This window comes from Arthrobacter sp. NPDC080073 (assembly GCF_040686575.1).
Taxonomy (GTDB): domain Bacteria; phylum Actinomycetota; class Actinomycetes; order Actinomycetales; family Micrococcaceae; genus Arthrobacter.
Genome location: NZ_JBFBKR010000004.1, coordinates 76,011 through 95,360, shown reverse-complemented (window position 1 = coordinate 95,360; position 19,350 = coordinate 76,011). Strand labels below are relative to the sequence as shown.

The window sequence follows — 19,350 nt, the reverse complement described above, 5'->3', positions numbered from 1 at the left end:
AAAAGTGGTGAAGGGTTGTGTGGAAGGTGCGGGGTTGCTAGCCGGTGACGCTGCCCTGGGTGAGCCCGGCAACGATGTAGCGTTGCAGCGCTGCGAAAACCAGGAGGATGGGGATAATCACCAGAACGGCCCCGGCCATCAGGATTCCCCAACCGGCGCCGTTTCCTTCAGAGTTCTGGAGCAGGGTCAGGCCGACCGGGAGGGTCATGGTTTCAGGCCGGTCCGTGATGATCAGCGGCCAGATGTAGTCGTTCCACTCGCTGACCACGGTGACGAGGGCAACGGTAGCGATGGAAGGGAGGGACACGGGGACAACTACTTGCCACAACCTGCGCCAATGGCCCGCGCCGTCGATTTCCGCGGCTTCGAGGATGGACCCCGGGAGCGTTTTGAAATGCTGGCGGAGGAGGAAGGTTCCAAAGGCCGTGCCGAGTCCCGGAAGAATGATTCCCCAGAGGGTGTTCTTCCCGCCGATTCCAGCTATCAGGATGTAGTTGGGGAGGATCGACACCTGCGGCGGCACCATCAGGGCCACGAGGATCACCACGAAGATGATGCTCTTGAACGGGAAACGGACAAAAACCAGGGCGTATGCCGTCAGGATGGCCAGGATCACCTTGACCGTGGAACCGACCACTGTGACGATCAGGCTGTTCAGGAAGAACCGCGCGAACGGCACCGTGGTCATGGCCGTGTGGTAGTTCTCCAGGTTCAGGCCCTGCGGCAGGATCCTGAGGTCCGTGGTGACGATCTCGCCGGGCTGTTTGAAGGAACTGAGCAACATCCACAGCAGGGGCAGGACCACCACGAGCGTGGCCACGATCAGCGGGATATAGCCTCCGGCGAGTGTCTGGACCAGGTTTGCGCGGGAGAACGGCTTGTCGCGCCGCGCTGGGAGCTCCGGACCGCCGTCGGGAGCTTTCAAGGTCCCGACGCCGCTTGCGGGGTTGGGGCTGACGGGAGAGAGCGTGCTCATGAGTAGTGCACCTTCCGTTCGACGAACCGCAACTGGAGCACGGTGATGATGAGCAGGATGGCGAAGAGCACCACTGAGATCGCGGCGGAGTAGCCGGCGCGGTTGTAGGCGCCGAAGGCCTGCAGATAGGCCTCGTAGATCAGCGTGCTGGTGCCGTTGCCCAGCGGGGTCATGATGCGGATCAGGTCAAAGGCCTGCAGCGAGCTGATCATCGTGGTGATCAGCAGGAAGAACGTGGTGGGCGAGAGCAGGGGAACGGAGATGCTCATGAAGCGGCGGACGCCGTTGGCGCCGTCCAGGGAAGCTGCCTCCATGACGTCCTTCGGGAGCGACTGGAGCCCGGCGAGGTAGACGACGGCGCAGTAGCCCAGGTTCTTCCAGACGTAGACGATGATGACCATCACAAGGGAGAGCTTCGGATCGTTGATCCATTGGGGGCTTTGCTGGCCGATGCCCCGGAGCAGCCATGACAGCACTCCGTATCCGGGGTCGAAGATGAACAGCCACACGAGGCCAACGCCAACTCCGCTGAGGACGTAGGGGGCGAAGACGGCAGATCGCGCAAAGGTGGTGCCGCGGACTTTCGCGTTCAAGGCCAAGGCCACCAGGAGCCCCAGCACCATGGAACCGCCGACAGTGACCACGGTGAAAATGAGGGTGGTGCCAAGTACTTGCGGGGCATCGGAGCTGGTGAAGAAGGTGACATAGTTCTCGATGCCGACGACGGTGGCTGAGGTGGAGCCCAAGGTCCAGTCAAGGGTCGAGTAATACATGTTGTTGATCAACGGCAGGTAGGTGAACACCGCGATCAGCGCCAAGTTCGGCAAGGCCAGTGCCAGGAACACAAAGAAGTCGCGTCGGGTTCGGCCGGACCAGCGTCCCCGGCGCCGAGGGGCCGGGACAGCCTGCGCGGTGGCCGCGGGACTGCCTGTCAGTTGTCTTGTCATGGGAGGTCTCTAACGGTTCGCAGAAATCGGGGCGCCGGACCCGAACTATCGGGTCAAAGGGGGCGGCTAGTTTTACTTCACCACATGGAGACACCTGTCAAGTCAAAAAGAGGGCTGCTCGCGGGATTGTTGGACAAGCCTTCTGCGCGCGTTTACTCGATGTTTCGTGGCGGATGGGCGAGTGTTTACATTCGAGACTCAACTACCGCTTGATCGGAAGAAGGTGCGGCGCGCTCACGAAATCCTAGGCACGCCCAACTGGCTCGCAGTTGTTGTCGTTTAGACGGCTGATAACGACAACAACTGCGAGCTAGTTGGGTGGCGAGGAGCAGAATAGGCACATGACTTCCAAGATCACCGATGTGCCAGGAATCCGGGTGGGACATGTCCAGCGGGCCGGTGAGGGCTGGCTGAGCGGGGTGACCGTTGTCCTTCCGCCGCCGGGGACGGTGGGATCGGTGGACGTCCGAGGCGGCGGACCGGGCACGCACGAGACGGACGCGCTCGACCCCACCACGCTCGTGCCCACGGTCGACGCCGTAGTGCTCACCGGCGGCAGTGCCTTCGGTTTGATCACGGCCCACGGTGCCCAGCGATGGTGCGAGGAGCAAGGGCGTGGTTTCGCCGTGCCCGGGGGAGTGGTGCCGATCGTTCCGGCCGCCGCGATCTTCGACGTGGGTCGCGGCGGTGACTTCGCCGCCCGCCCCGACGAAGCAATGGGATACGAAGCGGCCGCTGCGGCTGCGGCCTCAAGCGAGCACGCCGACGTCGGGCGTGGAAACATGGGGGCCGGTACCGGTGCCGTGATTGGGCGCGGCGCGTTCAAAGGCGGAGTGGGCACCTCGTCCATCACCCTGGACGGCGGCGTGGTGGTGGGCGCGCTCGCAGTGGTCAACGCGCTCGGGATGCCTTTCGGCACATCGTCCCGGCGGGCGGAATCGGGCAGGCCCGAACCGGCGGCGCCTCCGGCGCTGAACACCACGCTCGTCGTCGTCGCCACCAACGCGGTCCTCGATCCCGCCGAATGCAAACGCACCGCCAGTGCGGCGCACGCCGGCCTTGCGCGGGCGCTGAATCCTTCCCATACCCTCGCCGACGGCGACACCGTGTTCGCGCTGGCGACCGGCGCTGTCGGGCTTGACCGGAGTTCGGAACAAGCAAGGCAGGTTTCGCTCATCACCCTGCAAAGTGCGGCGGCAGACGCCGTCCGTCTGGCTGTCCTCGACGGTGTCGAGTCCGCCGAATCCATCACGACGGCGGCAGGCACCTTCGCTGCCTACGGCGCGGTTTAGCGGGATCCACGGGGTTCGCCAACCCGGGAAAGGGTGACACCGTGCCAGTGTCTGCGCTAGCATGGGCGGATTTAACTTTCCCGCCGACTTGGCGTAGAGTTGTCTGTTGGTTGTCTGCACAGCCACGCCCATTTAACAGGTCGCGAGTCCTGCTTCGTGGAGTGGCAGGAGCCGGACGGCCAAACAAACAAAAAACGTCCGCAGATTTTCCGGTGCCTAACCGGAGGGCTGCGGCAAACAACAGTTAGCGGAGGATATGGCCAAGAAGGACGGGGTCATTGAGATCGAGGGCGTTGTGACTGAGGCGCTGCCCAATGCGATGTTTCGCGTTGAGCTCACCAACAAGCACATCGTTCTTGCACACATCTCGGGGAAGATGCGACAGCACTACATCAGGATTCTCCCTGAGGACCGCGTAGTGGTGGAGCTAAGCCCTTACGACCTCACACGTGGTCGCATCGTCTACCGCTACAAGTAATTGCTGGACGGCAGCCTTGGGAAACCCGGGTAATTGCCGCCTCAGCTGACCAACTGCAACACGCAAAGGAACGCCATGAAGGTCAAGCCGAGCGTTAAGCAGATCTGCGACAAGTGCAAAGTGATCCGCCGTAATGGCCGGGTCATGGTGATCTGCGAGAACCCGCGCCACAAGCAGCGCCAGGGCTAATTCCCCGCAAGGGAACTAGCGCCCGCGAGGGCAACCTGGGTTGCTAACCCACGCAAGTAAATAAAGGCAGCACAAGCTGAATTGGGACGTATGGGCCCGGACAGCTAACCCCCGGTCGGAGGCTGGGGCCGCACTGAAAGTGCGGGTGTACTGCCTACGACCTCCGGTTTATACAAGGAGTACTGCCACTATGGCTCGTCTCGCTGGCGTAGACATTCCCCGCGAAAAGCGGTTGGAAATTGCGCTTACTTACATCTACGGCGTGGGCAAGACCCGTGCACACGAAACCCTGGCTGCCACCGGCATCAGCGCTGACGTTCGCGTCAAGGACCTGACTGACGCCGAGCTGGTCCAGCTGCGTGACTACATTGAAGGCAACTACAAGGTTGAGGGTGACCTTCGCCGCGAAGTAGCAGCAGATATCCGCCGCAAGGTTGAAATCGGCAGCTACGAAGGCCTGCGTCACCGCAAGGGCCTGCCCGTACGCGGTCAGCGTACGAAGACCAACGCTCGTACCCGCAAGGGCCCGAAGCGTACCGTCGCCGGCAAGAAGAAGGCCGGCCGCTAGAAATAGCAGCTGACTTTCCCCCGATAACTTTCTGTAGGAGAAATAATGCCCCCGAAGACTCGTGGCGCGGTTCGCAAGCCGCGTAAGAAGGACAAGAAGAATATCGCGCTTGGCCAGGCGCACATCAAGAGCACCTTTAACAACACCATCGTGTCCATCACGGACCCGAACGGTGCTGTAATCTCCTGGGCTTCCGCCGGTGAGGTTGGATTCAAGGGCTCCCGCAAGTCCACCCCGTTCGCCGCCCAGATGGCTGCCGAGGCTGCTGCAAAGCGCGCCCAGGAGCACGGTCTGCGCAAGGTCGACGTGTTCGTCAAGGGACCGGGATCCGGACGCGAGACCGCAATCCGTTCGCTGCAGGCCGCTGGCCTCGAGGTCGGCTCCATCCAGGACGTCACCCCCAGCGCCCACAACGGTTGCCGCCCGCCGAAGCGCCGCCGCGTCTAATTGGATTCTTGGCTTTGCCGGCCGGGTCCGGGGTGGAACAGCGTGACTGTTCCACCCCGTACGGCCGGCAAAGCCGGAACCAAGCCGATTTCCACCACCTGTGTTGCGTCATATAGCGGATGCTCGCCGAAAGGAAACCTAAGTGCTTATTGCACAGCGCCCCACTCTGTCTGAAGAAGTAGTCTCCGAGAACCGCTCGCGTTTCATCATTGAACCGCTGGAACCGGGCTTCGGTTACACCCTCGGAAACTCCCTCCGCCGTACCCTGCTCTCCTCCATCCCCGGTGCCGCTGTAACCAGCATCCGGATCGATGGCGTGCTGCACGAGTTCACCACGGTTCCGGGTGTCAAGGAAGATGTCACTGAGATCATCCTGAACATCAAGAACCTCTCCGTGTCCTCCGAGCACGACGAGCCGGTTGTTGCATACCTGCGCAAGCAGGGCCCCGGAGTCGTCACCGCCGCGGACATCGCTCCGCCGGCCGGCGTCGAATTCCACAACCCGGATCTGCACATTGCCACGCTGAACTCGAAGGGCAAGTTCGAACTCGAACTGACCATCGAACGCGGCCGCGGCTACGTTTCGGCAGCTCAGAACAAGTCCGGCGACTCCGAGATCGGCCGCATTCCGGTCGACTCGATCTACTCGCCGGTCTTGAAGGTTACCTTCCGCGTGGAAGCTACCCGTGTTGAGCAGCGCACTGACTTCGACAAGCTGATTGTCGACGTCGAGACCAAGCAGGCTATCGCCCCGCGCGACGCCGTTGCCTCGGCAGGCACCACCCTGGTGGAACTGTTCGGTCTTGCACGTGAGCTGAACACCGCAGCTGAAGGTATCGAGATCGGCCCGTCGCCGACGGATGCTGCCCTGGCAGCTGACATGGCACTGCCGATCGAGGATCTGGACCTCACCGTCCGTTCCTACAACTGCCTCAAGCGTGAGGGCATCCACACCGTGGGTGAACTCGTTGCCCGCTCCGAGGCTGACCTGATGGACATCCGTAACTTCGGTGCGAAGTCCATCGATGAGGTCAAGGCAAAGCTGGTTGAACTGGGCCTGTCCCTCAAGGACTCGCCTCCCGGTTTCGATCTTGCAGCCCGCGCCGCAGCCATCGAAGAGGACGACGCCGCGTTCAGCGACGACGAGCTCTAACAAGCAGATCTTGGCCACCAGGTCCGCGTTCGGACCCGGACGGCCTTCATTACAGGAGAAATTACTATGCCTACCCCCACTAAGGGTCCGCGCCTCGGAGGCGGTCCGGCTCACGAGCGCTTGATGCTCGCGAACCTGGCAGCATCGCTGTTCGAGCACAAGCGCATCACCACGACGGTCACCAAGGCCAAGCGCCTGAAGCCGTATGCAGAGCGCCTCGTGACCTTCGCCAAGCGTGGCGACCTGTCCTCCCGCCGTCGCGTGCTCGGCCTGATCAGCGACAAGGGCATCGTCCACGAGCTGTTCACCGACATCGCCGGCGCCGTTGCCAACCGCGATGGTGGCTACACCCGCATCACCAAGATCGGCAACCGCAAGGGCGACAACGCTCCCATGGCTGTCATCGAGCTTGTTCTTGAGCCGGTTTCCCCGAAGCAGGCTGTAGTTGCCGAGGCAACTGCCGCTGCCAAGAAGGACGCTGAGAAGGCTGCTCCGGCCGCCGAAGAGACCGCTCCGGTTGTCGAGGAAGAGGCCGTTGAGGCTGAAGCCCCGGAGACCGAAGCCGAGGCTCCCGAAGCTGAAGCTGCTGAAACCGAAGAGGCTCCGGCCGCTGAGGAAAAGAAGTAATTCACTGAATTCTTCACAGTAGACTTAAGTCTATGAACGAACGAAAACCCGCTGCCCCCGTTTTGGGGGGCGGCGGGTTTTTGCGTGTCCGGATGGATCTTTCCTACGACGGCGGCCCTTTCAATGGGTGGGCGCTTCAACCCGGTCTTCGGACCGTGCAGGGATCGTTGGAAGAGGCTTTGGCGCTGATCGTGCGGCGCCCCGTACGGGTCACAGTGGCGGGGCGGACCGACGCCGGTGTCCACGCCCGCGGACAAGTGGCGCACATTGACCTGTCCGGGCCCGAGTGGGGCGGATTGCCGAGGGGCCACGAGATCGACCCCGCGGCCGCGCTGCTGCGGAGGCTTCGCGGAGCGTTGAGCCGGGTCCTGCAGGACGAAACCGGCGCCATTGAAGTGCACGACGTCGGGCTGGCACCTGAAGGTTTTGACGCTCGCTTCTCAGCGTTGTGGCGCCGCTACAGTTACCGGATTGCCGACGGCCCGGAACGCTGGGACCCCGTCCTGCGCAGGCTGACCCTTTGGCACAAGGCCGCATTGGACGAGGGGGCGATGAACCATGGTGCCGCGGCGTTGCTGGGGCTCCAGGATTTCCGAGCGTACTGCAAGCCCCGTGAGGGAGCCACCACGATCCGCGAACTGCAGCGGCTCGAGTTCGTCCGCGGCAGTGACGGCGTGCTGGTCGCCAACGTCCAGGCCGACGCGTTCTGCCACAACATGGTGCGTGCCTTGGTGGGATCCGCATTGCGTGTGGGGGAGGGCCTGGAAAGTCCGGAATGGCTGCACGAGCGCCTGCTCGCGGGTGTGAGGGATGCCAAGTCGGTGCTGGCCGCGCCGCACCCCTTGGTACTTGAGGAAGTGGCCTATCCCTCCGATGACGAACTGTTTGCGCGGGCTGAGCTGACCCGGGCACGACGGGAGTAGGTCGGGGCGGGCGTGCTAGGCACCCCGCGAGGAGGTCCTCCTCGACTCTGGGTGTCGAGGAGGACCGGTCTTGGGGGAGTCAGTGGGCGCCCTCGATTCTGGGCGTCGAGCAGGGGCCGGTCCTTGGGCCGACGCCCCTTTCAAAGCGCCGTGGTCACCGGTCGCTAAAACACCCCGGCGAAGCTGTTCATCACGTTGATGACGGCTGGCCCGATGATCACGATGAAGAGCACCGGCAAAATGCAAAACATGAGCGGGAACAAGACTTTGATCGGCAATTTCATTGCCTTTTCTTCGGCTCTTTGGCGCCGTTTGACCCGCATTTGCTTTGCCTGCAATCGGAGTACGTTTGCAATGGCGATCCCGTAGACGTCAGCTTGGACGACCGCCCTAACAAAGCTCCTGAGGTCAGGGACGTCCGCCCGCTCGGCCATAGCCAGATAGGCCTCTTTCCGGCTTCGCCCGGCCTGCATGTCTTGAAGCGTGCGGATCAGCTCGGCGGCGAGCGGACCCTTGCCGTTCTGCCCAGCACGAGCCATTGCCGTCTCAAAGCCGAGTCCGGCCTCGACCGAAATCAGCATCTGGTCAAGAGTGTTTGGCAGTTCCAGTTCGATTGCCTTCTGCCTTTCGGCCCCGCGGCCGTGGACAAGAATATCTGGAACGAAGTAGGCCAAGATGGTTAGAGATGCTGCAAGTAGCACTGTTGTGCTGGTTGGCGATCTAACTATTAGAAGAATCCCGAGAATCCCGATTGTCAGCGCCAGGGCTGGTTTCGCAATCAGCAACCGTTCCAAGGGCCACCCACTTGGCCGGCCTGCTTTTGCGAGCAGTTTGTCCAGCCAGCCGGCGTACCCTTTTGGCGCAAGCCGAAGTCCCAAGGGCACAGCCCGTTTCATCTGGGGTCCTGTGCCAACTGAGGTACCGTCGGGTGCGACGACGAGGCCCCGGTTGCGTCCCAGATTCGTCCGGACGGCCGCGAGGCCACTTCGATCAATGGATACAAACGACCACACGATGTAAGAGCAGGGCAACACAATCAGCCCAACGATCAACCACGCCATAGCAGTCATGACGTCCTCCTAGAACTTGATCTTGACAACACGGCTGAGCCAGAACCCGCCGACTGTTAGCAGAACGACGGCGGCGGCTAGCATCAACCAGCCCAATCCGTGGGTGTAAAGCGTTCCAATGTAAGCGGAGCTGGCAACACTCAGGTAGAGAAACATGCCGATGGGGAGAGCCATCAGAATGTAGGCAGATAGCCGGCCTTCCGCACTGAGAGAGCGAACCTGCCCTTTGATTTGGGATCTTTCCCGAATGGTTTCGCCTACATGGTCCAGGACATCGGCGAGATCTCCGCCAACTTCGCGGTGAATCTCGATGGCCTGGGCAGTCCAGTCGAAGTCCTCACTCCGGAGTCTACGGGCGGCGTCCAGCATTGAGTCCTTCAAGTCGCGTCCCAAGCGGTTCTCATTGACGAGCCGTGCGAATTCTTCAGAGGTGGGAGATTCAGCCTCCTTGGCTACGGCGTCAACTGAACGTAGCAGGCTGTGCCCAGCTCGAAGTCCTCCGGCAAGCATTACCAAGGTGTCGCCGAGCTGGTCCTCGAACTTTCCCCGGCGCCGGCTGGCCAGCAATTTCAGGGCGGCCACTGCGCCCACGGGCGTCAGGAGGACGAACACGATGCCGAGTAACGGCCCGGACAGGATGAACCCCACAACTCCGGCGGTCACGGCGATGCAAGCCACCAGCAGAATGAAATCCGCTTGGCGCATCTTAAGCCCAGCTTGTTCCAAAGAGGCGCGGCTGCCGAAGCTCGCGTTCCTGCTGACGTTCCGGTCAAGGAAGGTTGTTGCCTGATCAGTAACGCGAGTGAGCATTGAGGGTTGGTCGATAACCCCGGGCCTGCGGCGGGAGATGGCAATTTGCCTGCCAGGTCCGACAGCCACGAACAGCAGTGTGACCAGTGCAGAGACGCACAGTCCGACACCGATTGCAAGAAAGATCGGATCGGTGACGGTCATCGGTATGCACCTCCGATTGGCACGCTGCCGAAGACAGCAGGAGAAAGTGCAATGCCCAGATCGGCGAAATGATCAACGAATCTTGGCCGCACCCCGGTGGGGACAGGTCGTCCACGGAACTTGCCGTTGGCATCGACGCCAGCACTGTAGTCAAAGGCAAAGGCGTCTTGGAGAGTTACGATGTCGCCTTCCATCCCTTGGACCTCGGTAACGTGAGTGATGCGACGGGTACCATCCCTGAGTCGGGAGATATGGACGATCAGGTTTACGGCTGAGGCGATCTGTTCACGAATAGCACGGAGCGGCAGGTCCATCCCGGCCATGAGAACCAGTGTTTCCAGACGTGAGATTGCATCCCGTGGTGAGTTGGCGTGAACGGTTGAGATCGAGCCGTCGTGGCCGGTATTCATGGCCTGCAGCATGTCCAGGGATTCGCCGCCGCGGACTTCACCGATCACGATCCTGTCCGGGCGCATGCGCAGGGCGTTCCGGACGAGCTCCCTGATGGTGATTTCGCCCTTTCCTTCGATATTTCGTGGCCGGCTTTCCAGCCGGACAACATGGTCCTGCTGAAGTTGAAGTTCAATAGCATCCTCTATGGTGATGATGCGTTCTTCAGGTGGAAGGAAGGAGGACAGGACATTGAGTAGCGTGGTTTTGCCTGTGCCTGTGCCGCCGGAAACGATGATATTCAGGCGGCCCTTCACACACGCGTGGAGAAGTTCGGCGATCTCCGGAGACATGGTTCCGAAGGAAATCAAGTTGTCAACAGTGAGCGGAACGTGGCCGAATTTTCGAATGGTGAGTGACGAACCGCCGACGGCGAGAGGCGGAATGATCGCATTCACGCGGGAGCCATCGGATAGCCGGGCATCGACCAGCGGCGACGATTCATCGATCCGTCGGCCCACCTTAGTGACAATGCGCTCAATGATGCGCCTGAGGTGCTCCTCACCGCTGAATTTAGCGCCGGTCAGATAGAGCTTTCCGGCCCGTTCCACATAGACCTTGTCGGGTCCGTTGACCATGATTTCCGTGACGGCTTCCTCATCGAGGTACCTTTGCAATGGGCCAAGCCCCAACACGTCATCGATAATTTCCTGGACAAGCCGCTGCCGCTCAAGAACGGAAAGCGGAATCTCGTCCTCGTCGATGATGGCCCGAAGTTCGTCTTTGACGTACTGATGTAGTTCCGATTCATCGACCGAGGAATCAGTGATTCGGCTTCCCATTCGCTCATAGAGGGCGATGCCGGCGCGTTCCTTTATTGCATTTAGGGCTTCGTTGTCTTCGGACGCGTGCCGGTCGGCAGGTGAAGGAGCCGAGTTACTTGTGGCTCCGGAGGCACTCGGTGCCCAGGGGGCTGCCTGTGACGACGAGCCTGATGCCGGCACGGAGTTCTGGTCAAGACCACGGCTGGCCTCGAGACGTTTGGCGAGACTCATTGGACTACAACCCTTCTGTGAAGTTTCTTGTGTGGTCTTTCTTCCCAATTCGGTTTGAACCGATCCACCAGCTCCGCGAGTCCTTTGGTCGCAGGATCCTTGGTTCCGTCCTGCAATAGTGGGACCCCTTTGTTTGTGGAGAACGGGACTGCTCGGGAGCGCCGAAGAACTACGTCCACGGGGACGCCGATGGTCGCCTCGACGTCTTGGAGCGTGAGGCCACTTCGACGGTCGGCGAAATTCAGGACGATGTGACTGCGCTCGGGAAGAAGGCCCACCTCGTTGAGAATGGTCAAACCCGTCCGGAGTCCGCGAATGCTGGGAATGTCCATGCCGCAGACCCACACGACGTCCGTGGCCACTTCGAGGGTGGCGAGCACATGTTCACCCAAACCTGGCGCCGTGTCGACCACCACGAACTGAAACTCATCGGAGAGCTGCTTGATCAGATGCCCCACTTGATCACCGGAAATCCTGTCGGCGTCAGCGGGGTTGAGCGGAGCACAGAGCGCATAGATGCCCGCGGGATGAACCGACAGGTAGGACTTGAGAACCATGCTGTCCTGAGTCGCGGCTCCTGTTATGGCGTCCGCAAGGGTTCGCTCGGGTTCCAGCATGAGCCCGGAGGCAACGTCTCCAAACTGAAGGTCCAAATCCAGCACGACGACCCCCATAGGCGCCACTTTCCCCAGTCCCACGGCTAGGTTTGTGGTGACGGTCGTCTTGCCAACTCCCCCTTTCGGGGACATGACCGCGATGACTCGGCCGCCGGCGGGTTGGCCCTCGACTGAATTTCCAAGCCCTCGGCGCCGTCCGGCTGCAGCAAGACTGGCCCGTTCGAACAGCGAACGGATTTCATCCACGTCCGCGTTTGGTGACAGGAGGTCCCGCACGCCCGCACGCATGGCTGGCAGGGCTACATCGGACCTGCTCTCCGTCACTAGAACCACGCTGATTTCCGGGAACTGGAGATCGAAAAGACTGGCGAGCCGGATCGAGTCTTCCAGCGGAAGTCCAGGGCCGAAGAGGATGACCTCGGCAAGTTCTCCAGTCAGCACCCGCAGGATTTCGTCCGGACCGGGAGGCAGATAGTCGGCGGTGATCACGTGAAGGGTGCCGCGCAGGCCGGTTGCTGCATGCCGTGCCCTGCGTTCAAAATCGGCATCGGACGTGATCACTACGAACCGGCTCATCGGTACAACTCCGTCTTCTTGATGACAACAGGCGCGCTCTCTGAGGCCGAGGCCGGTTCCTTGGTGAGCCACAACTTTCCGAACTCGGCCGCGAAAGCGAGTTTGGCCGAATCCACGTCACTGCGAGCGAAAGTCACGAGCAGCTGACCGGTTGGAAGTTCGGTGTTCGCCTGTTCCTGCGAATTTGAGGTCGAGTTCGTTGCCTTGGCTTGAGAACGCTGCACACTCGTGACCAGAACTTTGTGGAACACCTCCTGTGACGTTGCTCCGCCCGCGGCGTCACCGCCTGATCCCGCAGCGAAGAGGACGACGATACCTACTGTGTCGCCGGCCGCGATTCGCCCGCCGACCACGCGCTGCGCCTCCAGCTGCACGGAGATTTCCTGCATCCCGGCAGGGACGGGAACAGATCCTGGGGCAGCCAAACTGTTGGGGTCAACCAGACGGGCTCCGAGCAACGCTTCGCCGGGCATCAAATCCGTGGCGGCTACCTTCCCTTGGATTCCGTCCAGGCTCTTGAGTGCTCCGTTGGGGACGGAAGCTGTGGGTAATGACGTCAGTTTGACCGATGATCTGATGGTATCGAGGGTCGCTCCAGACGGGATTTGAGTCTGTACAACCAAGACGTCAACGGGTTGAAGATCTTTTTGGGCCCGGGCTTCGGACCCTTGTACGAACGAGACCAGTAGCAGTGTGCCGACAATTGCGAGCACTAGTGCAACGATGCCTCCCAGTAGGCGAGTTTTCACTTTTCAATCTCCCTTCTTAACTCTTACTTTGTAAGTCCGATGACAACGACGTTTCCGGTGGGTGTGCTTGATCCGCCGCTGAAGAGGGTTGGGTCCGCCGCATATCCGACGAAGGTTCCGTAGAGGCCTTTTTCGCTGGGCCCGAAATGGCTGGTATCGCCAGCACTGTTGCCCGGGAAATTGAAGCCGAGGACCTTGAATCCAGCCCATTTTGTGATTTTGTAGTAGACGTTGTTTCCTGTGCAGTTTCCCCAGCTCGGGGACCCAGTGGCAGTCATTCCCGCGCACGTGTACCCATACACGGGTAGCGCGACCGTCTCGCCTATCAGTGACGAATCAAAGAGGCTGCTACACCCACTCGGAATGGAAGCGCCAGTGCTTGATTGACTCCAACTGCCGACGTTGGCTGTAACATTGCATCCGCCGCCGGGGTCAGGAGCCAGCCACGCGAACCCGCCTGGGATGATCTGATTGGACGGGTTTCTGCCGTTGCAATCCTGGGCGCCGTGGCCGCCGCCTTGAGTCAGAATCGTGTGCGGAAGGCCATCATCGACGAATTCACAGGTTGAAAAGACGAGCGGCAGGACTGTGCGGCCTTTGGTGGGGTAGAGCCATTTCGCTTGGGCAGTCGCACGGATATCCGCGGTCTGGATACCCAGCGCGTGGGCGAAAACCAGCGAGAAGTGATTGCTCGCCGACGGATCCTGGGCCTGAGTGGTCACATCGACCGTGCCGCCGGTGACGGTTGCCACGATTGCTCGTCCGTTAGTGTCCAAGGTGTTGCCGTTGGCAAACGGTGCAGCTTCTGTCGATTGGTCGGCAGCACACGTGGTCCCGGCAGGCAGTTTTGCGCACTTTTGGGCAATGGCTATAGCGGCCGCGTCTGCGCCGTTTTGGAGCTGGGCGTGCTCGGAATACATGGATCCGACATCTACAGCGAACGCCGCCATGCCAAGCAAGAAGACCATGAGAAATGCCGTCAAAGGCGCGATGACACCGCGCTCCGGATGGTCAGTCTTTATCCGCCGCATCGCATAACTCCTGTTCCGGCTATCGATAGAGAGGAGGGCATTCCTGGAATAAGTGCGGGAAAACCCGTCATCCACGAAGTGGTGTAGCTCACCGTCGCCACCGCGTTGTTTGCTGGATCGCAGGTACCAGTGCCGGAATAGGTGATGGTGATGTTTGTCCTGGTCAACGACACAGACGGTGCTGCCGCCACGCCGGCATCTTGTGCGCTTGACGCGTTGTATGTTGACTCGGAACAGTGAATGGCCGCGTAGCGTGAGGCTTCACGCCCGGCTTCACTGAGGGACACTTGAATGTTGAAAGCCCTGCTAAATTCGGCAATCCCCAACACGAGTACAAGGAATATAGGAAGAACGAGGGCGAATTCGACTGCTACGGCACCCGATTCCCTCGGAGAACGTCGCTTCATCCCGGTTCTGCGCCGAATGTTCATCACAGCCCGGCCGCAACTTGTTGAAATCCGGGTACGAGTTGAAGGCCAAGGACGCCAACGATTGCGACTATGGCGGTGGCGATGAACACGACCAGAATGCTGTACTCGACGGCGCTCGCCCCGGTTTCGGAGTCACCTGCGGCCCCGAGGATTTTCCTCAGCCGTGATGAGAGAGTGCTTACCTGAAACTTGAGACCTTTCACAACCGCTCCTTGACGAGAGTGATTACCGAAACGAAAATGTCCAGGGGCGGGGCCGGCACCAGCCGAGCAGACGCTCGAACTGTTCCACCCCGCCCCTGGGCATTTTCACGGAAGGTAGCCTGAAATTGTGGTGAAGGCTGTGTTGACTTGCCCGCCGAGCGTTGCAACTATTCCGACGATTACCGCGGCGATCAGTGCCACGAGCAAGCCGTACTCGACCGCAGTAGCTCCTTTCTCAGATTCAAGCCGGTTCTTGGCCGTTGCGAGAAAGGAGATCGCCTGGAGCTTCACGGCAGCTTGTTTGAGATCGTGGTGAACGCGGTGTTGATTTGCCCGCCAAGTGTTGCAACGATGCCGACGATAACCGCGGCAATCAGTGCGACCAGCAAACCGTATTCAACGGCCGTTGCGCCCTTTTCGGAAGAGAGCCGGTCTTTTACGCCGGCGATGAATGCGAGGGTGTGAATCATGAGAGTTGACATTGGAAAACCTTCCCAGATAAGTGAATTTGTCTACGAATTCCTGCCGCTCACATATCCCGTTTAGCGATCGGATTTCGATAGGACAAGAATTGCGCTTGGGAGGGTTAACAAACAATGCGTAGTGGTACTCGTCTTTCTCAGAGCGAGTGGCTTCGACTACTCGAAGTACGGGTCGCAGGTACTCGGTTTTTCTGCCTAGCTACTACCTAAGTGGCCCGGGAATGGGGCTCGTGGGCTTTATGGGGAGGCTGTGGCGTGCAACTGAGCCTCACCGAACGAGAAGAACCACTCCAATGGCAGCGGCAAACATGGCAGGCCCGTGAGCCACTTCACTCGGCTTGATTCCGCGCTTCACTAGTAACACCAGCACCGTCATCACCCCGCCCACCACGAAGCCCAGCAGGCCCCCGTAGAACACGTGGCTCCAACCCAAGTAGCCCAAGTACATTCCGAGTGGTGCCGAGAGCTTCACATCGCCCATTCCCAGGGCGCCAGGAGAAATTAGTCCAAGAATTAAGTACCCGAGGAACAAAATGACGGCGCCGGCAGCTGCGCGCAGCAGTCCAGACCAGTCCGGAACGAGCACGGCCGACATAGTTAACAGACCGATGCCGGCCGCTAGCAGCAACAGGACCAGCGGGTTTGGAAGCAAATGGTGCACCACGTCGACGCGTGACAGTTGCACCGCGAGCACTGCGAGGAGGAGATAGGCAGGGAGGGGCGGTGAGAAACCAAACCGGAGCGCCAGGAGGGCAAACAACGCGGCGGTAGCCACCGCCGTCGTGATCCGGATAACGAGGGAGGGGAGCCCGCCGAGCCGCGGCAGGGACCGGGTGATCAGAACCTCCGCCAGAGGGCTCGTGAGCAGCCCCAGGAGCCCGAGGGCGGCCACAAGCAAGGGCTGGGCGGCAGTTGCTGTCATGGCATCTCCTAGGAGCTCAGAATGGGCCTCGGTTGTTCACGCTGGTTGCCAGCCTATTTTGACCCTGACGCTCGTTGCCGCTATTGTTGATAGTCGTTGTGCGTGTCCTTTCTCGATGACACATGCCCGCTTGGGGATCCAGTTGCAGGATCGTTAACTCGACAGGCATATCGGGACTTCGGGATGACTGGTACATAGAGCCCTCACCTCTGCTCCGGTAACGCATACCTAGTAGGCACACGCTTCAAGCGTGCCGCCTAAAACATGAACGCCAGAACAAGAACGAGGCAAAACCGTGCGTACGTACACCCCGAAGCCCGGCGATATCAACCGCCAGTGGCACGTCATCGATGCCACCGACGTTGTCCTTGGTCGTCTTGCCAGCCAGACCGCAACACTGCTGCGCGGAAAGCACAAGCCGACCTTTGCGTCCCACATGGACATGGGCGACTTCGTCATCATCATCAACGCTGAAAAGGTCGCCCTGACCGGCGCCAAGCTGGAGCAGAAGCGCGCATACCGCCACTCCGGCTACCCGGGCGGCCTGACCTCCGTCAACTACGCGGAACTGCTGGAATCCAACCCGGTCCGCGCTGTGGAGAAGGCCATCAAGGGCATGCTCCCGAAGAACTCCCTCGCCGCACAGCAGCTGGGCAAGCTCAAGGTTTACCGTGGTGCAGAGCACCCCCACGCAGCCCAGCAGCCCAAGACTTTCGAAATCACCCAGGTCGCCCAGTAGTCCTGGCCACCAAACAACTTTTAATCAAGGAGAATCGTGGCTCAGAACGAAGAACTGACCGCCGAAGCCGTCGAGGCCGAGGAAACCCTTATCAGCTACACCTCTGAAAGCTCGGCTGCCGAAGCCGCGCCGAAGAAAGAGCGCCCGGCACTGACCGTTGCCGGCGCTGCTGTTGGCCGCCGCAAGGAAGCCGTTGCACGCGTTCGTGTTGTACCCGGCTCCGGCAAGTGGATCATCAACGGCCGTGAGCTGTCGAACTACTTCCCGAACAAGCTGCACCAGCAGGACGTCAACGAACCCTTCAAGATCCTTGATCTTGAAGGCGCCTACGACGTCATCGCCCGCATCCACGGCGGTGGCCCCTCCGGCCAGGCCGGTGCTCTGCGCCTCGGTGTTGCTCGCTCGCTGAACGAGATCGACGTCGAGAACAACCGCGCCACCCTGAAGAAGGCCGGCTTCCTGACCCGTGACGCACGCGTCATCGAGCGTAAGAAGGCTGGTCTCAAGAAGGCACGCAAGGCTCAGCAGTACTCCAAGCGCTAAAAATGCGCCTACCCGTGGTGTTGCCGCTGACGCGACAACACCACGGGGCCCCTCAAAGGCCCGTTCCGCCATTTTGGTGGGGCGGGCCTCTGTCGTTGGCGGACGACGTCAATTGAGCAGTTAGGGCCGAAGGTCGTAATACTGCGCTCCATCGATGGTTTCTGCCTTGAAATGGGTGCTCACCCAGTCGACTATTCGCGCGGCTTCTCCATGACTGCTTTCCAAGGTCGTTGGCAGGTCCTGGATCACCACAGACCCGATGCGGCCGACGGCGACGAATTCTTCGAACTGTTCAAGCGTCGGAAATGGGTCAGTTCCGTCGAAGCCCCCTAACGGTATAACGGCCCTCCCGCTGGCCAGTTGGTAGTTCGCTGCGGATTCAGAACCCACGATGGCTGCCGGCCAAGTGACATTTGCCGGGCTCGGTCGCATGCGGTCGATGATTCCGGGAACAGGAATGTCGCCATAGGACAGAACCCAAAGCTTCGGGGGCATGTTGGAAGGTAATTGTCGCCGGTCTGGGCTGTCTGTGCGTGTGACCAGGATGCTTGGGCCCGCCATTACGGCGGCGCCGACGTGTGGGCTCAAAGTCGTATTGACTGACCACAGCACGGGCCCCGCCAACAGGCTCACCAGGGGCACCGCCACGGAGATCCACCGGATACTGCGGGCCGCCGCTGGGACAAGTACGACTGCGATGGATACCGACCCCAGGATCAGAAGCGCCTGCGGAAACCACGGGAAATCGCTGGTTGAACGTACCGCTGCGACATACGCAATTATCACGCAAACGAGCAAGGCTATTCCGAGTCCGAGGCGCGGTTTCCAGCGTCTCCGAAGCCGCACGAGGTGAATGAACCCAAAGGCGGCCAGACAACTCAATGGTGGTACGGCCACGAGTGAGTAGTAGGGGTGGACAATCCCGGACATGAAAGCAACGACTGTCGCGGAAGTAGCAAACCAGATCGCGCACAGAAGCAGCACAGCGCGCCTGGGCGTTCCGTCGATGCGCTTCCACAAGGTCCATACAGCGATGCAGATTCCGGCCAGGGCCAGCGGCAGTAACCATCCGAATTGACCGGTAAATTGGGGTTCCAGAAATCGCTGGAACCCGGCGGCGAGGTCGTCCGAACTTCCAGGAGTCATCGTTCGAACGGCGGCCTCGCCGGTCAGACGATCGAGGCCGTTGTACCCAACCGTGAGTTCCACGACGCTGTTGGCCCTTGTGCCTCCAATAAAAGGCCGAGAGGACGGATCTGCTAGCTGAACGAGCATGAACCACCAGCCGCCGATGAGTGCCGCCACGAAGAACGCCGCACCTAGATGCATGAACCTCCTGATGATCGGGGCGCGCGAAAAGGCGAGGTAACTTACTCCCACGGCGGGCAGGATGAGCAGGATCTGAAGTTGTTTGGCTAGGAACCCTGCGCCGACGAGGGCGCCTGCAATGAGCAACCAGCGCAGCTTCCCCTGGTCGATTGACTCGAGGGTCGCGAAGGCCGTCCCGATCATGAGCAGAGTCAGCAGCGCATCCGGGTTGTTGTACCTGAACATGACGGTGGCCACGGGGGTAACCGCGAAGAAAAGTCCTGCGAGCAAGCCAGTTGCTGGGTCGGTCCGCTTCGTCACCATCCGATACAGCAAATAGACGCTGAGTACTCCCATCAGAGCTTGCGGCAGGAGGATGCTCCATGAGTTGAGGCCGAAAATCCGCACGGAGAGGGACATGATCCACAGTGACAGTGGAGGCTTGTCAACGGTTATTGCATTTCCCGGGTCTGAGGAACCGTAGAAAAAAGCTGTCCAATCTTCCGAACCGGCCATGGCGGCGGCCGAGTAGTAGGAGTTTGCCCAACCGTTTCGGTCGAGTCCCCACACATAGAGGAGTGACGCCAAAGCAAGAAGGCTCAATAGAGCCGGCCGCTGCCAGGCAGGACTCAGGGGATTCCCACGAAACCACTCCCGAATGACCTGGGAACGGTCTCCGA

24 protein-coding genes are annotated in these 19,350 nt (G+C 60.6%); 10 read left to right on the top strand and 14 right to left on the bottom strand.

Translation table 11 applies throughout. The features are described 5' to 3' along the window. Positions 1 to 37 precede the first annotated feature (37 nt). The gene (locus AB0O52_RS06475) at positions 38 to 976 is read right to left on the bottom strand and encodes a carbohydrate ABC transporter permease (RefSeq protein ID WP_364535044.1); all 939 of its coding nucleotides are present in this window, start codon (positions 974 to 976) and stop codon (positions 38 to 40) included. Continuing rightward, positions 973 to 1,923 (bottom strand): sugar ABC transporter permease, encoded by a 951-nt coding sequence (locus AB0O52_RS06470; protein ID WP_364535041.1) that lies wholly within the window; start codon positions 1,921 to 1,923, stop codon positions 973 to 975. The genes AB0O52_RS06475 and AB0O52_RS06470 overlap by 4 nt, the downstream gene beginning before the upstream one ends. Positions 1,924 to 2,264: 341 nt before the next feature. Here AB0O52_RS06470 and AB0O52_RS06465 point away from each other — a divergent pair, with 341 nt between their 5' ends. The 8 genes from AB0O52_RS06465 (at position 2,265) to AB0O52_RS06430 (ending at position 7,600) form a co-directional block, all read left to right on the top strand. After that, positions 2,265 to 3,215, top strand: coding sequence for a P1 family peptidase (locus AB0O52_RS06465; protein WP_364535038.1), 951 nt, complete (start codon positions 2,265 to 2,267; stop codon positions 3,213 to 3,215). A 256-nt stretch (positions 3,216 to 3,471) separates the two neighbouring features. Next, positions 3,472 to 3,693, top strand: a complete 222-nt coding sequence (infA, locus tag AB0O52_RS06460; protein WP_009358723.1) for a translation initiation factor IF-1 — start codon at positions 3,472 to 3,474, stop codon at positions 3,691 to 3,693. Positions 3,694 to 3,768: 75 nt separating this feature from the next. After that, the gene (gene rpmJ / locus AB0O52_RS06455) at positions 3,769 to 3,882 is read left to right on the top strand and encodes a 50S ribosomal protein L36 (protein WP_011775570.1); all 114 of its coding nucleotides are present in this window, start codon (positions 3,769 to 3,771) and stop codon (positions 3,880 to 3,882) included. A 190-nt stretch (positions 3,883 to 4,072) separates the two neighbouring features. Then, complete coding sequence (rpsM, locus tag AB0O52_RS06450; protein WP_011775569.1) at positions 4,073 to 4,450, top strand: 30S ribosomal protein S13; 378 nt, start codon at positions 4,073 to 4,075, stop codon at positions 4,448 to 4,450. A gap of 45 nt (positions 4,451 to 4,495) precedes the next feature. Next, complete coding sequence (gene rpsK, locus AB0O52_RS06445) at positions 4,496 to 4,897, top strand: 30S ribosomal protein S11 (protein WP_028265083.1); 402 nt, start codon at positions 4,496 to 4,498, stop codon at positions 4,895 to 4,897. A 142-nt stretch (positions 4,898 to 5,039) separates the two neighbouring features. Next, positions 5,040 to 6,050 (top strand): DNA-directed RNA polymerase subunit alpha, encoded by a 1,011-nt coding sequence (locus AB0O52_RS06440; protein WP_011692778.1) that lies wholly within the window; start codon positions 5,040 to 5,042, stop codon positions 6,048 to 6,050. Positions 6,051 to 6,116: 66 nt separating this feature from the next. Next, positions 6,117 to 6,677 (top strand): 50S ribosomal protein L17, encoded by a 561-nt coding sequence (rplQ, locus tag AB0O52_RS06435; protein ID WP_364535036.1) that lies wholly within the window; start codon positions 6,117 to 6,119, stop codon positions 6,675 to 6,677. Positions 6,678 to 6,709: 32 nt separating this feature from the next. Beyond that, entirely contained in the window at positions 6,710 to 7,600 is an 891-nt protein-coding gene (locus AB0O52_RS06430; RefSeq protein ID WP_364535033.1) for a tRNA pseudouridine synthase A, read from the top strand. Positions 7,601 to 7,764: 164 nt separating this feature from the next. Here AB0O52_RS06430 and AB0O52_RS06425 read toward each other — a convergent pair whose 3' ends face one another. The 11 genes from AB0O52_RS06425 to AB0O52_RS06375 form a co-directional block, all read right to left on the bottom strand. Beyond that, complete coding sequence (locus tag AB0O52_RS06425; protein WP_364535030.1) at positions 7,765 to 8,670, bottom strand: type II secretion system F family protein; 906 nt, start codon at positions 8,668 to 8,670, stop codon at positions 7,765 to 7,767. Between the two features lie 9 nt (positions 8,671 to 8,679). Further along, entirely contained in the window at positions 8,680 to 9,624 is a 945-nt protein-coding gene (locus tag AB0O52_RS06420; RefSeq protein WP_364535027.1) for a type II secretion system F family protein, read from the bottom strand. After that, positions 9,621 to 11,069 (bottom strand): CpaF family protein, encoded by a 1,449-nt coding sequence (locus tag AB0O52_RS06415; RefSeq protein WP_364535597.1) that lies wholly within the window; start codon positions 11,067 to 11,069, stop codon positions 9,621 to 9,623. The genes AB0O52_RS06420 and AB0O52_RS06415 overlap by 4 nt, the downstream gene beginning before the upstream one ends. After that, a complete protein-coding gene (locus AB0O52_RS06410; protein WP_364535024.1) occupies positions 11,066 to 12,262 on the bottom strand; it encodes an AAA family ATPase in 1,197 nt (398 codons plus the stop codon). The genes AB0O52_RS06415 and AB0O52_RS06410 overlap by 4 nt, the downstream gene beginning before the upstream one ends. Beyond that, a complete protein-coding gene (cpaB, locus tag AB0O52_RS06405) occupies positions 12,259 to 13,011 on the bottom strand; it encodes a Flp pilus assembly protein CpaB (protein ID WP_364535021.1) in 753 nt (250 codons plus the stop codon). The genes AB0O52_RS06410 and cpaB overlap by 4 nt, the downstream gene beginning before the upstream one ends. 23 nt (positions 13,012 to 13,034) lie before the next feature. Further along, positions 13,035 to 14,042 carry a pilus assembly protein TadG-related protein gene (locus AB0O52_RS06400; RefSeq protein ID WP_364535018.1) on the bottom strand — a complete coding sequence of 336 codons (1,008 nt, stop codon included), beginning with the start codon at positions 14,040 to 14,042 and terminating at the stop codon, positions 13,035 to 13,037. Beyond that, positions 14,030 to 14,449: a TadE/TadG family type IV pilus assembly protein gene (locus AB0O52_RS06395; RefSeq protein WP_364535015.1), complete on the bottom strand. Its 420-nt coding sequence runs from the start codon at positions 14,447 to 14,449 to the stop codon at positions 14,030 to 14,032. Before AB0O52_RS06395 ends, AB0O52_RS06400 begins: the two co-directional genes overlap by 13 nt. A 23-nt stretch (positions 14,450 to 14,472) precedes the next feature. After that, a complete protein-coding gene (locus AB0O52_RS06390) occupies positions 14,473 to 14,676 on the bottom strand; it encodes a Flp family type IVb pilin (RefSeq protein ID WP_364535012.1) in 204 nt (67 codons plus the stop codon). Between the two features lie 105 nt (positions 14,677 to 14,781). Next, a complete protein-coding gene (locus AB0O52_RS06385) occupies positions 14,782 to 14,967 on the bottom strand; it encodes a Flp family type IVb pilin (protein WP_364535009.1) in 186 nt (61 codons plus the stop codon). Then, the gene (locus tag AB0O52_RS06380) at positions 14,964 to 15,158 is read right to left on the bottom strand and encodes a Flp family type IVb pilin (protein ID WP_364535006.1); all 195 of its coding nucleotides are present in this window, start codon (positions 15,156 to 15,158) and stop codon (positions 14,964 to 14,966) included. Before AB0O52_RS06380 ends, AB0O52_RS06385 begins: the two co-directional genes overlap by 4 nt. 268 nt (positions 15,159 to 15,426) lie before the next feature. Continuing rightward, positions 15,427 to 16,080 (bottom strand): prepilin peptidase, encoded by a 654-nt coding sequence (locus AB0O52_RS06375; RefSeq protein ID WP_364535003.1) that lies wholly within the window; start codon positions 16,078 to 16,080, stop codon positions 15,427 to 15,429. Positions 16,081 to 16,375: 295 nt separating this feature from the next. Between AB0O52_RS06375 and rplM the strand changes: the two genes are divergently transcribed. Together rplM and rpsI are read left to right on the top strand one after the other, a co-directional pair. Further along, positions 16,376 to 16,819 (top strand): 50S ribosomal protein L13, encoded by a 444-nt coding sequence (gene rplM, locus AB0O52_RS06370; protein ID WP_024817563.1) that lies wholly within the window; start codon positions 16,376 to 16,378, stop codon positions 16,817 to 16,819. Between the two features lie 36 nt (positions 16,820 to 16,855). Continuing rightward, positions 16,856 to 17,362 carry a 30S ribosomal protein S9 gene (rpsI, locus tag AB0O52_RS06365; RefSeq protein ID WP_364535000.1) on the top strand — a complete coding sequence of 169 codons (507 nt, stop codon included), beginning with the start codon at positions 16,856 to 16,858 and terminating at the stop codon, positions 17,360 to 17,362. Positions 17,363 to 17,482: 120 nt separating this feature from the next. Here rpsI and AB0O52_RS06360 read toward each other — a convergent pair whose 3' ends face one another. Continuing rightward, positions 17,483 to 19,258, bottom strand: a complete 1,776-nt coding sequence (locus tag AB0O52_RS06360; protein WP_364534997.1) for a glycosyltransferase family 39 protein — start codon at positions 19,256 to 19,258, stop codon at positions 17,483 to 17,485. Positions 19,259 to 19,350: the final 92 nt, after the last annotated feature.